The organism is Clostridium coskatii (assembly GCF_001675205.1).
Lineage (GTDB): Bacteria > Bacillota > Clostridia > Clostridiales > Clostridiaceae > Clostridium_B > Clostridium_B ljungdahlii.
This window is the reverse complement of the sequence record NZ_LROR01000037.1, coordinates 90,557-103,570: the sequence shown is the minus strand read 5'-3', so window position 1 is coordinate 103,570 and position 13,014 is coordinate 90,557. Positions and strand designations below refer to the sequence as shown.

12 protein-coding genes and 1 riboswitch are annotated in these 13,014 nt (G+C 31.1%); of the genes, 8 read left to right on the top strand and 4 right to left on the bottom strand.

The window, feature by feature from the left end; translation table 11 throughout:
- Positions 1 to 97: 97 nt before the first annotated feature.
- The 3 genes from CLCOS_RS06985 (at position 98) to CLCOS_RS06975 (ending at position 3,915) form a co-directional block, all read left to right on the top strand.
- Entirely contained in the window at positions 98 to 937 is an 840-nt protein-coding gene (locus tag CLCOS_RS06985) for a DNRLRE domain-containing protein (RefSeq protein ID WP_063600332.1), read from the top strand.
- Between the two features lie 151 nt (positions 938 to 1,088).
- Positions 1,089 to 1,985 carry a DUF6385 domain-containing protein gene (locus CLCOS_RS06980; RefSeq protein WP_013237136.1) on the top strand — a complete coding sequence of 299 codons (897 nt, stop codon included), beginning with the start codon at positions 1,089 to 1,091 and terminating at the stop codon, positions 1,983 to 1,985.
- Positions 1,986 to 2,112: 127 nt separating this feature from the next.
- Complete coding sequence (locus CLCOS_RS06975; protein WP_192847878.1) at positions 2,113 to 3,915, top strand: tetratricopeptide repeat-containing glycosyltransferase family 2 protein; 1,803 nt, start codon at positions 2,113 to 2,115, stop codon at positions 3,913 to 3,915.
- A gap of 30 nt (positions 3,916 to 3,945) precedes the next feature.
- Here the strand turns inward: CLCOS_RS06975 and CLCOS_RS06970 are convergent, their stop codons facing one another.
- The 4 genes from CLCOS_RS06970 to CLCOS_RS06955 all read right to left on the bottom strand — a co-directional run bounded on the left by CLCOS_RS06970 (position 3,946) and on the right by CLCOS_RS06955 (position 7,360).
- Positions 3,946 to 4,848: a sensor histidine kinase gene (locus tag CLCOS_RS06970; RefSeq protein ID WP_063600333.1), complete on the bottom strand. Its 903-nt coding sequence runs from the start codon at positions 4,846 to 4,848 to the stop codon at positions 3,946 to 3,948.
- A gap of 73 nt (positions 4,849 to 4,921) precedes the next feature.
- Complete coding sequence (locus CLCOS_RS06965) at positions 4,922 to 5,662, bottom strand: ABC transporter permease subunit (RefSeq protein ID WP_063600334.1); 741 nt, start codon at positions 5,660 to 5,662, stop codon at positions 4,922 to 4,924.
- Positions 5,655 to 6,578, bottom strand: coding sequence for an ATP-binding cassette domain-containing protein (locus CLCOS_RS06960; protein WP_063600335.1), 924 nt, complete (start codon positions 6,576 to 6,578; stop codon positions 5,655 to 5,657). The genes CLCOS_RS06965 and CLCOS_RS06960 overlap by 8 nt, the downstream gene beginning before the upstream one ends.
- Positions 6,579 to 6,664: 86 nt before the next feature.
- The gene (locus CLCOS_RS06955; RefSeq protein WP_063600336.1) at positions 6,665 to 7,360 is read right to left on the bottom strand and encodes a response regulator transcription factor; all 696 of its coding nucleotides are present in this window, start codon (positions 7,358 to 7,360) and stop codon (positions 6,665 to 6,667) included.
- Between the two features lie 114 nt (positions 7,361 to 7,474).
- Positions 7,475 to 7,575, top strand: a riboswitch (SAM riboswitch).
- Positions 7,576 to 7,653: 78 nt separating this feature from the next.
- On the opposite strand from CLCOS_RS06955, the gene CLCOS_RS06950 reads away from it, so the two are divergent.
- The 5 genes from CLCOS_RS06950 to CLCOS_RS06930 all read left to right on the top strand — a co-directional run bounded on the left by CLCOS_RS06950 (position 7,654) and on the right by CLCOS_RS06930 (position 12,338).
- Positions 7,654 to 8,610: a methionine ABC transporter ATP-binding protein gene (locus tag CLCOS_RS06950; protein WP_013237142.1), complete on the top strand. Its 957-nt coding sequence runs from the start codon at positions 7,654 to 7,656 to the stop codon at positions 8,608 to 8,610.
- A gap of 2 nt (positions 8,611 to 8,612) precedes the next feature.
- Positions 8,613 to 9,269 (top strand): methionine ABC transporter permease, encoded by a 657-nt coding sequence (locus CLCOS_RS06945; protein ID WP_013237143.1) that lies wholly within the window; start codon positions 8,613 to 8,615, stop codon positions 9,267 to 9,269.
- A gap of 81 nt (positions 9,270 to 9,350) precedes the next feature.
- Positions 9,351 to 10,625, top strand: coding sequence for a nickel-dependent lactate racemase (gene larA, locus CLCOS_RS06940; RefSeq protein WP_063600337.1), 1,275 nt, complete (start codon positions 9,351 to 9,353; stop codon positions 10,623 to 10,625).
- 168 nt (positions 10,626 to 10,793) lie between these two features.
- The gene (locus tag CLCOS_RS06935; protein WP_013237145.1) at positions 10,794 to 11,180 is read left to right on the top strand and encodes a GntR family transcriptional regulator; all 387 of its coding nucleotides are present in this window, start codon (positions 10,794 to 10,796) and stop codon (positions 11,178 to 11,180) included.
- Positions 11,181 to 11,201: 21 nt separating this feature from the next.
- Positions 11,202 to 12,338, top strand: a complete 1,137-nt coding sequence (locus CLCOS_RS06930; protein ID WP_013237146.1) for a DUF1648 domain-containing protein — start codon at positions 11,202 to 11,204, stop codon at positions 12,336 to 12,338.
- Positions 12,339 to 13,014 lie beyond the last annotated feature (676 nt).

Sequence of the window (13,014 nt, the reverse complement as noted above, 5' to 3'; positions counted from 1 at the left end):
TTCGGTCATGAAACTTAAAAAAGGCTTAAAAAAAGATAAACTTTGTAAGCCTTTTTTTTAAGTTTTATACATATTCTAGTTATGAGGGGGGAATTGCATGCCTTGTGAAAAAACACAAATTGTATGTAAAAAATGTATTACAATAACAAATTCAAATTCTCAAAGTAACATAGAACATAATGATTTAAAGGCTGGGTTTACAAGAAAAAATACTTACAGAAGTTATATGTATTTTAATATAGATGATATATCTAAAAATATAGTTGTAGATTCTGCAGAGCTAAAAATATACTTAAATAAAATTAATATACCACATTCTAAAACAAATTTTTATATACATCCACTTAAAGAGGAATTTGATCTAAATACGTCATTTGAAAATCAGCCTGAGTATTATGAAAAACAGGTAAAGTTTGAGTTAAATAAAAACTCTCATGGAATTATTCATGTAGATATAACTCATATATTTGATCAGTGGCATGATAATTCTATAAAGAACAATGGATTAGTTTTAAAATCTGGAGAAAAACATAGAGCACTTGCTAGCTTTTCCTCAAGTTTGGGCCCTAATTATGAAGGTGCACCTAAATTAGTGATTTGTTCTTCAAAAATAAACCATGACCAGAAGATTGTAGATGTTGTAGAAAAGCATTGGGAGTTAAAAATTTTTAATACAGCACTTTCGCCTACAGTAAATGTAGAACGTATTATAAATGGTACGTTTTTTATTGAAAATACTAGCGGTGTGCAAATTAAGGCAGTGGTAGAAGTAAGTGTAGATTCAAAACACTGGATTGAAGATACAGGAGTGGTTGTTAATGCCAATAAGTCACAAGTTTTAATAGCTAAATACTATGGAAAATATTATAGGGTGAAGTTCAATTGTTCTGGATTTGCATATGTAAAACTTAGCTTTATATGTCAGGTTTATCAATAGAAAGCTTGGGGTATATATCCATCTTACTAGATTAAAATTGTAGAAAATGTAAAATATATCACAATTAATAGATGAAAGAATAACATATTAGTAGGCCTGAAAAATAAGGCCTATTCAAATGAATTAAACCATAAAGAGGAGATGGAAATTCATGCCTAATAATTTAGTATTTAATGGCACAGCTAATGATTTAAAAACCCAAATGTATGCTTATAATAGTGGTACAAATCAAGCTGAGGCTTTAACTATATCAGGTGGTAATTTAGCAGTAGCAGGAACGGTAACAGTAGGAAATACAGTAGCCGTAACAGTAGGAACAGTAACAGTAGCAGGAAGCGTAACTGTAGGGAATACAGTAACAGTTGAAGGAACCGTAAGCGTAGGAAATACAGTAGCTGTAACAGTAGGAACAGTAACAGTAGCAGGAAGTGTAACTGTAGGGAATACGGTAACAGTTGAAGGAACCGTAAGCGTAGGAAATACAGTAGCTGTAACAGTAGGAACAGTAACAGTAGCAGGAAGCGTAACTGTAGGGAACACAGTAACAGTTGAAGGAACCGTAAGCGTAGGAAATACAGTAGCTGTAACAGTAGGAACAGTAACAGTAGCAGGAAGTGTAACTGTAGGGAATACAGTAACAGTTGAAGGAACCGTAAGTGTAGGAAATACAGTAGCTGTAACAGTAGGAACAGTAACAGTAGCAGGTACTGTTAGTTCAGTAACCACTGGAGTTGGATTTACTGCAACCAGCACTGCTATAACCACAGGTACCGGTATAGGATCAGTGCTGCAGCAGGATACTTCTCAGCAATCAATGTACTCTTATTATATTAAAAATAATGATACTACAAATGCAATTACAGTAGCGCTGCAAGTTTCCCCAACTAGTACAGCATCTTATTTTGTAAATGATATTAATCCGATAAGTCTTTCTGCAAATAGTGCTACGGTTTTAACTACCAAGTATTATATGAATTATACAAGGCTTTACTATGATACGGGAACTAATACCGCTGATTTTGAGGCTTATTTTAATGGAAAAATTTAATTATATTGGTGCTGTCTTTTAGGCAGCACCATGTTAGCCATTTTCAAAGAAATAACCAGTTAATATGTTTGGCTTGTTACTTTCTTTCAAATGTTTTAATAGGAATCTAAAAAGGAGGTTTGTAGATGTGCCCATAAGTTTGTGTATGATAGTTAAAAATGAAGAAGATGTCCTTGGAAGATGTCTGGCAAGTGTAAAACACTTTGTAGATGAAATTATAATTGTGGATACGGGATCTACTGATTCTACTATAGAAATTGCTAAGAAATATGGTGCAAAGATTTTTTATTATAAATGGGATAACAGTTTTTCTAATGCAAGAAATTGTGCATTGGAGAAGGCTGAGAAAGATTGGATTCTTATAATGGATGCAGATGACGAATTTGAAAAAGAGGATACAAATAAGCTTCTTAAATTAACTAACGATAAAAATAACAAAACTAATGTATATTTTATGCAAACTCTAAGCTATTCAGGAGATAATGTAAGCAGTGGTGATATTACTTTGAATTTGAATGTAAGACTTGTGAGAAATAGAAAAGGGTACAAGTTTCTAGGTGACATACATGAACAGCTTATACCTCCACCAGAGCACATTATTAGTAAGGATGATATAAAGATTGAAAATATAAGATTTTATCACTATGGATATTTAAATGAAATTGTAGAATCAAAAGATAAAAGGCAGAGAAATATGGCCATAATTCAAAAGGAGCTGGATAAGGATACTCACAATGGATTTATGTTATTTAATATGGGAAATGAGTACTATGCTAAACAAGATTATAAAAAGGCATTGGAATATTATATGAAAAGCTATGAACAGTTTAATCCAATGGAAGGCTTTAGTTCTAAACTCATATTGAGGATTGTTTCCTGTAATCAAATACTTGAAAATTATACAGAAGAATATAAGTTTGTTGACCGAGGGTTAAAATATTATCCTAATTTTACAGACTTAGAATTTATAAGAGGCAATACTTTTATTAGTGAAAAAAAGTATCTTAAGGCCATAAGTTCACTAAAAAAATGTATTAAGATGGGGGAACCTCCTATTCAGATAAATGAATTAGTTGGAGTGGGTTCCTATAGAACCTACTTGGTTTTGTGCAGTATATATTTATATCTAGGAGACAACGACTCGTCCCTTTATTATTGTGACAAGCTATTAAAGATGAAACCAGGATATATTAAAGGTATTTATAAATTCTGTGAGATAATGGCAGCTAAAAAAGCTTCTATAAATGAAATGAAATCTAAGTTTGACGGTTATGTTGATAAAAGTTCAGATCCAAATATATATTTAGTTTTATCAGACGTATTTTATGGTCAAAATAAGTTTGATATTGCCTATGAATATGCAGATAAAGCTGACAAAATATGTAAAGGCGAAACTAACAGATCTAAAATATATTATTATAAGGGAGTTTGTTTGTTTTATCAGAAAAAATTTAAAGAAGCTTATGGTTTTCTAAAAAAGATAAGTTCAGAGGAATTTATAGATAAAGCTTTTTATTATACTATGCTTTGCAATACCTTTGATGACACCATATCTACTAAAGATGTATTGACAGATGAGCCTAAGGATATACCTGACAATAAAAAGTATATGATATATATGAAGTTTAAGGATTTATTGGAAGGAAAAAAGTGTACAGACCTCTCAGAAGATATTGAGGATTCAAAGGATTTCTGCGGGCTTATATTTAGTCTGCTTGCCATTTTGTTAAAAATAAATTGTTTTGATGAATTTGAAAAAGGTCTTCAACTCTTAAACTTAATTGAGGATCAGGACGTTTTATTATATCTGGGAAAACTTTATTATAAAAATGGATATTTTAAATTAGCTTATAAAGAGCTTGTACGATCTATAAAAATATATGATAAGACTGATGTAGAAGCTCTTGAAATGATGAAAAAATGCTTGTAAGGGGGCGAATCCCCTTACATCAAATTCAAATTAAGAAATTTTCCACTTTATAATGATACTTAGTTTGTTGTCTTTAAAATTAGCAGTAATGCTGTGTCCCATTTGTTCAACCAAAGCTTTTGTTATAGCAAGGCCCAATCCAGTGTTTTTGCCCGTTCTCGTCCTGTCTCCTGTAAAAAATCTTTCAAATAGGTGATCTATATCATCTGAATTTAAATTATTAGCATTATTTGCAAATGTAGTTACAATGTAATTTCCATCTTTTTTTAAAGATACGGAAATAAACTTATCACCGTGTTTTAAAGCATTTTGAATGAGATTTGAGAATACACGTCTTACTGCATTTTCATCTCCTATAATTTCAGGTGCATTTTCATCAATTTCAATTAGAGGTTCAATTTCTTTATTTGTAAAATCGTTGTAAAAAGATGCTATTAGTTCACAAAGTATATTTGAAAGTGAGATAGACTCTAATTCAAAAGCATATTCATTAGCTTCAAGTCTTGATAGGTCAAAAAAACCTGATATAAGCATTTTTAAAGATTTTGCACGGTTTAGTATGATGTCCATATATTCATTTTTTTCATCCTTTGATAGATCGTCACTTTTTATAAGTTGAATATATCCTATAATGGAGGTAAGGGGAGTACGCAGGTCATGGGAAATATTTGCTATAGCCTGCCTGAGTTCCATGTCCATATGTTTGTATTTTACTTCTGTCTGCTGCTTTTTATCTATATTTTTGTTTATTTCTAGGGCTAAATTTTGAAAACTGCGGTTTTGAAAGGATAATGTCACTTTTTGGTTTGTATCTATGTCGTTTATTTTCTTCAGGCTGCCAGTTATATGTTTGATTTCACTTTTTGTAAGAAAAAGCAGGGTGATACTTATACCTGCTAAAATTCCTAATAAAATTATAATAAACAAGTACATATATATCACCCTTTCAACTTATTTTATCCCATGGCTCCCATACTCTTAAGTAAATTCCACCTGAGTCTAAGAATTACTTTATTTCCATCTTTCTAAATATTATAATACCTATTATAGTAAAAATAATAGTATATGCAAATCCCAGTCCTGCAGAAGGGAGCATTTGCAGCAAAGTTAAGTTTGGATTTTTTATTGGAGTTAGTGCACTTATGTTAGTAGTAATTAAAATGTTGTAAATTCCATAAAATTTATTGGATACAAGTGCACAAAGCAATTTTATAAAACTGCCCATTAAAGCAAATATAGCTGCATAAGTATAGGCATATGCATATTGATTTTTTAAAATAAAGCTGAGGAATACACCAAAACTAATTGCAGCTATATAAAGTGGTATGGCGCATAAAATCCTTAATGATAAGTTTATTAAAAATGCAGGACTTAAATTACCAGGTTTAAGAAATAAAAAGGTGCTTCCTACAAAAAAAATTAATACTAATAAGCAGGTTATAAAAGATAAAATTATAGGAATAATTACTTTTGAAATATATAGTTTTTCCCTTGATAAACCTGAAACCATTACATTTCTTAAGGTTTTATCCTTTAATTCTTCTGTGACGTCAATATACACTATAACTAGAAAAATTACTGCATCTAGGCAGCTCATGGCCATATATAGAGATTCCAAGGCTGTGACCTTAGGACCTATAAATAGTGCATTTGCGCTCACTGATAGTAAAACTAAGACTAATATTATAACTTTATAAGAAAGTCTATTTAAACCTTTGTAAAGTTCAGCTTTTATATAATTAAGCATTGATGCCACCTCCAATTAAATCCATGAAGTAATTTTCTAGATTTGCAGATGTCTTACTTATGGAATATATTTTAATGCTATTTTTTATAAAAGCTTCACTTACCATTTCAGGCTTATCTAGGTATTTAAAAATCTTAATTTCGTTCTCAGGAAGCACTTGATAGGAGGTACAATTTAAATTCTTTTCAAGTATAAGAGAAGCATGAGCTGCATCGTCTACTTTTACGGATAAATATTCCCTGCATTTTTCCTCTAAATCCTTTGCAGAAATTTGTTCTATGAGTTTCCCATTATCGATAAAGCCGTAAGTGGTGGCAAGCTGAGAAAGTTCCCCTAAAATGTGGCTCGAAATTAATATAGTTGTATTTTTTTCTCTATTTAATTTTTTTAATATATCTCTGAACATCACTATACCAACAGGATCAAGGCCATTTATAGGTTCGTCTAAAATTAAAAAATCTGGACTTGCAATTAAGGCTAGGGCCAGGCCAAGACGTTGCTTCATGCCAAGAGAATAATTTTTAAATTTTTTATTACCTGTATCCGAAAGGCCTACGGTATTAAGCACTTTATCTACACAGTCTTTTTCAGGAATTCCTTTTTGAATTCTATAGTATTCAAGATTTTTTTTACCTGAGAGATAAGGAAAGAAACTGGGTGTTTCTATTATGCATCCTGTTCTCATTCGTTCTTTGTTTAATTCGTCTTTGCTAGTTTTTGAAAATAATTCTATTTCACCGCTGTTTTGCAAAGAAAGACCTGTTATTATTCTCATAAGGGTTGTCTTGCCAGCTCCATTTTTGCCTACAAGACCGTATATATCACCTTTACTTATTTTAATATTTACATCATCAAGTGCCTTGTGATTTTTGTATTTTTTAGTAAGATTTTTTGTATGAAGTACTAAATCATTCATGATATCAACCTCCGTTTTCTTGTTGATTTTATATTAGAACAAAATCAGCAAGATACACTAAAGAAAAACTTAAGAAATCATTAAGTTTAATCTTTCATCTTAAAACCTATTCCCCAAACGGTATGTATGTATTCTGTGTCCGGGTCAATTTTAGCTATTTTAGAGCGGAGGTTGCTCATATGCACATTTATGGTGTTATCATCGCTTATAAATTTATCTTTCCATACATGTTCAAATAAATTAGCCTTTGTAAATACTTTTTTGGGGTAAGACATTAGAAGTTCTAGTATACAAAATTCCCTTATAGTTAATATTACTTCCTGAGAATTTATAAAAACTTTGTGATTTTCCCGATCTAAGGTCATATTTTTATAGGTCAATATGTTTTGTTTTTCATTTGAGTTTGAAAATATCATATACCTTCTAAGTTGTGCACAAACTCTTGCCAGTACTTCTTCTACATCGAAAGGTTTTGATATAAAATCATCTGCACCTAGCTTTAAGACTTGAATTTTTGTTTCTTGAGCCGTTTTTGCAGATATTACAATGACAGGCATAGTTTTAATCTTTCGAATTTTTTCTATAAGCTTTTCTCCTGTAATGCCAGGTAGCATCAAATCAAGTAAAACTAGCTGAAAGTCATATTTTTCAATGCACATTTCAGCTTCAGTACCTGAAAAAGCCCCGCGGACATTGTAATTATTTTTTTCTAGTATCTTGCACAATAACTTATTTATATCTGTATCATCTTCTACTATTAAAATATTTATATTTTTGTTCATAGGTATTCCTCCAGAGTTTTTGAGTTAAGACAATTATAACATTTTTAGATAGGATGTATTGACATAATAAATCGTCACGTCTATAATTAAAAGCATAATTGAATATAAATCTTGAACTTATCAAGAGTGATTGAGGGAACGGGCCCTATGAAATCCAGCAACCAGTACAGTGTATAATGGTGCTAAATCCTGCAGCGAGAGCTGAAAGATGAGAGAAATTTTGAGTTAACTAAGTCTGAGATTTTTCTCGGGCTTTTATTTTTTCTTAAAATTGATATGGGAGGTTAAATATATTGATAGATATTAATAATGTAGGCAAGAGTTTTAACAATAAAAGTGTGCTTAAAAGTATAAATCTTCATATACAAGAAGGTGAAATATTTGGAATAGTTGGTCACAGTGGTGCTGGAAAATCTACACTTTTAAGGTGCTTGAATGGTCTTGAAAGCTATGACGCAGGAAGCATAAAGGTAATGGGCAAAGAAGTGAAAGATTTAAAAGGTAAAGAAATAAGGACTTTTAGAAAAAACTTGGGAATGATATTTCAAAATTTTAATTTATTAAACAGAAAAAATGTATATGATAATATCTCACTTCCACTTGAAGTCTGGGGATTAGAAAAAAGTAAAATAAAAACTAGGGTAAAAGAATTGTTAAATTTAGTAGGCCTTAGTGATAAAGCAAAGAGCATGCCCTCCGAATTAAGCGGTGGACAAAAACAAAGAGTAGCTATTGCAAGAGCTTTGGCGCTAAATCCAAGTATACTACTTTGTGATGAAGCCACATCTGCACTTGACCCAAATACTACCAAGTCAATACTTGAGCTTTTGAGAAAAATAAACAATGAATTTAAAATAACCATAGTAGTTGTAACCCATCAAATGGAAGTTATAAAAGAAATATGTAGTAAAATTGCCATTATAGATGAAGGCGAAATAAAAACTTCTGGAAATGTAGAGGAAATATTTTTAAAACCAGGGAAAAATCTAAAGAAGCTGCTTGGAAATGATAGTTTACTTCCAGATGAAGGTATAAACATAAGAATATTCTTTCCTAAGGAAATAAGCCAGGACAATTTGATAACTTCTATGGCTATAGATTTGAATATAAAGTTTTCTATAGTATGGGGAAAACTTGAAAGATTCCGCAGTGATGTTTTAGGAAGTCTGGTTATAAATGTAAATGATAAAGACAAAGAAAGTATATGTAATTATCTTTCTTCAAAAAATGTTAACTGGGAGGTAGAGTAAACATGGGATTTAGTGAAACATTTCAGGAAATACTACTTCCTGCTATTGGACAAACATTTTATATGGTTATAGTTTCTACAATACTTGCAGTAATTATAGGATTTATACCTGCTATCTTACTAGTTGTAACTGAACCTGGTGGATTAAAGCCTAATAAAGTAGTATACAAGATACTGGATGCAATAGTAAATTTATTGAGGTCATTTCCTTTTATAATACTTATGATAGCAATTTTTCCTTTTACAAAGCTTATTGTTGGAAAAACCATAGGTACAACAGCAGCAATAGTTCCTATTACAATAGCAGCAGCACCTTTTGCATCGAGAGTGATTGAATCTTCACTTAAAGAGATAGATCCGGGAATAATAGAAGCTGCAAAATCGTTTGGTGCAAGTAATATGCAGATAATATTTAAAGTTATGATTAAAGAGGCACTTCCTTCTATAGTACTTGGCATAACTCTTACTGTAATAAGTGTAGTTGGATGTTCAGCTATGGCAGGTACAGTAGGCGGAGGTGGACTTGGAGATGTGGCAGTAAAATATGGATATTATAGATTTCAGACTGACATAATGGTATACACTGTAATAATACTCATAATTTTTGTCCAGGTACTTCAAACTATAGGAAATCTTATATATAAAAAGCTTAACAAATAATTATTTGTTGAGATCGTATTTGTTTGGTAAAGTAATTATTGTAGAGTCACTTTAAAAATACATTTCTCGGAGGAAATTAGAATGGCTAAAATAGAATTACCATACCATAAAAAAATAATAGAAGCTGAAATAGATGACAACAACTTACTTGGCATACTTGAATCAAAAGCAAGCGAATATAAAGCAGAGCTAGGACAATTGGAAATAGTAGAAAAAGCTCTTGACAATCCTATAAACTCACCTAAACTTGAACAATTGGCTGAGAATAAAAAAAGTATAGTTATAATAAGCAGCGATCATACAAGACCTGTTCCTAGCAAAATTATTATGCCTGCACTTTTGAGAAGAATAAGGAGTATAAATTCTGATGCTAATATTACTATACTAATTGCCACAGGCCTTCATAGGGCTACTACTAGGCAGGAACTCATAGATAAATATGGAGAAGATATAGTAAAAAATGAAAAGATAGTAGTACATGATGCACAGAATGAAGATAATCTGGTAAAAATCGGTACATTGCCATCTGGTGGTGAACTTATAGTAAATAAACTTGCAGTTAAAGCAGATCTTTTAATTGCAGAGGGGTTTATAGAATCACATTGTTTTGCTGGCTTTTCAGGAGGTAGAAAGAGTGTGCTGCCTGGAATAGCCTCTGCCAAGACCATCCTGGCAAATCACTGTGCTGAATTTGTAGCACATCCTTCTGCAAGAGTTGGAAATTTAAAGGGCAATCCTGTTCATAAGGACATGCTATATGCAGCTAAAAAGGCAGAATTGGCTTTCATAATAAATGTAGCACTAGATGAAGATAAAAGGATAATAAATGCTTTTGCAGGAGATGTGAATGATGCCCATGTAAAGGGCTGTGAATTTGTACATAATTTATCAAAAGTGAGTAAATTAGTAGGTGGCATTTCTATTTCTACCAACGGAGGGTATCCGCTTGATCAAAATATATATCAATCTGTTAAGGGTATGGCAGCAGCTGAAGCCAATTGCAGGGATGGCGGCGTAATAATAATGGTGTCTGCTTGCAGCCAGGGCCATGGTGGCGAAACCTTTTATAACAATTTAGCTAATTTGAATACTCCGGAAGAATTCTTGAAAAAAGTCTCACAAGTTCCTAGAAATAGAACTGTGCCTGATCAGTGGGCATCTCAGATGCTTGCAAGTATACTTTCAAATCATACAGTAATTGTTGTAACGGATATGTGCGATCCTAAAATAATAAAAAGTATGCATATGCAGCAGGCAGATACTTTTGAAGAAGCTCTAGAAAGTGCATATGGTATTATGGGGAAAGATGCTAAGGTTGTGGTTATACCAGATGGACTAGGGGTAATTGTAGACTAAAAAATTAAAAAGGTTATTTCATAATAAACAAAAATTCATTATGAAATAACCTTTTATTTTTTGCATTTCGTTAACCTTTAATTTTCCTCAAAAAAATGTAAAAAAACTATTGCACATGTTTTCTATTTGTTATATATTATATATAACAAATAGAAAAGGAGGGACGCTATGTTAGTTCAAATAGATTTTGAATCGGAAATGCCTATATATGAACAGCTTAGGAGGCAAATAATAGAAGGAATAGCCTCTGGTAATCTGAAATTAGGAGAGAGCCTTCCTTCTGTAAGACAACTGGCAGAAGATATTGGAATAAATCTTCATACAGTAAACAAAGCATATAATGCGTTAAAGTCAGATGGTTACTTGAATGTAGATAGGAGAACAGGAGCTGTAGTAAGTGGAACATTCCCTGAAAGTACGGAGGAGTTTGACAAAAAACTTAAGGAAGAATTTACTTACTTGATATGCGAAGCTCATTTAAGGGGAAAAAAGATGGAAGATATTCTGAGTCTGTGTTCTGATATATTTAAGCAGTATATTAAAAAAGATAAATAACTACTAAGGTGGGTGAATTAAATGAAAGATAATTTGTTTATGTGTATATATTTATTTTTTATTTTTGTGATAATACTCGTAATCAATATGTTGACTCCTAAATTTACAAGAAAAGAAATTGTATTTGGAGTGAGAATCCCTGAAGATAAGATCGATTCAGATGAAATTAAGCATATAAAAGCACAATTTGTAAAGAATAATTTAATTATAGGAATTCCCTTTATTATTTTATTTAGTGTGCTAAATTATAGTTTTTTAAACGTAGGTATGATTTTGTTTACTACTTTTGCCTTTGTATTTATAAGCTTTTTAATATATCTTATATCAAACAGAGCTATGAAAAATCTTAAGTCACAAAAGTTGTGGCTTCAAGGTAAGAAACAGGTTGTAACTGTAGACACTAGTTTTTCTAGAAGCAAGAGCAATATGCTTGTGTCAGCTTGGTTTTTCTTGATACCTGCAGCTATCATTATAGTAAATATAATTTTAGGATATATGAATTATAACTCTTTACCTTATAAAGTCCCTACACACTGGGATTTTTCCGGTAATGTAACGGGATATCAATTTAAATCCAGGTTTCTAATTTGGGAGATGCCAATTGCTCAGATTTTTAGTACTTTTATATTTTTTATAGTCTATAAGGGAATTGGATGGTCAAAACAGCAGATTAGTTCTATAGATCCAGAAGCATCCGTAAAGAAAAATAGTATATTTAGAAGAAGTTGGTCCATATATATGGTTGTCTTTGCTGTAGTGACCAATCTTTTACTAACTGTTGCTACTGTTCAGATGTTTAGAGTATTTAATGTGAGTAATACTTTTTCAATCATCATAATATTGGCTTTTGTATTAATTACAATTTTAGGAAGTATAGCCTTATCCTTAAAGATTGGACAGGGTGGAAGCAATATAAAATTTAAAAGTGATGATGAAGAAAAAGGAAAGTCCGGTTTTGGCGATAAAGATGATGATAAGTGCTGGGTACTAGGAAATAGTATATATTATAACAAGAATGATCCATCCTTATTTGTGGAAAAAAGATTTGGCATAGGCTGGACCATAAATGCAGGCAGACCACTTGGAATGGCAATATATATAGGAAGTATTGTGATTATAATTGTAACTATAATTTTTGCTGTATTTAGTGGAAAATAATAATTAGAATATCTATAGGAATTCTAAGTAAAAAACAACTTATACTTCGGATATTTTTACAACCACAAGCTCGATTAAATATTTTGATAAGCCTAAGTAAAAAACTTAAAAAAATACTGAGAACTTTTGAAAACTCGTACCTCAGACAATTCAAAAGTTCTAGATTTTTTAAAAATTTTTTCCAAGGCTTATAGACAAAACATTTAAATGAGCTTGATTATTATAAAAATATGACTACGCATAAGTTGTTTTTTAAGTTAGAAAATTCATGGATATTCTAATTGAAAATTATCATTATATACTTTGGAATAAATTCACCTTAAAACTATAAATCGCTTAAAGTTTCACATTTGCAAGTTGATGTGCTAAAATATTTTATATAATGATAAAATATAGTTAAAAATTGAAAGTTGAGGGCTATGAATGATTTTCTTCTATTAACACTTTGGAAAATTGACCTTTACTTTCAGCTCTTAACTTTATGTTTATAGAGATCCTAATCGAAGTTTAAACTTATACATAAAATGTAATGACAAAATTGAGAACACCTTTAAAAACTTTTCCATAAGTCTTAGCGAAGTATTTTAGAAAATCTTAGGGGCTTAGATATTGTTTGAGGTATGAGTTTAACTAAGGTTCTTAGATTTTCAAAATACTGAGCTTTAGACCTGTCAAA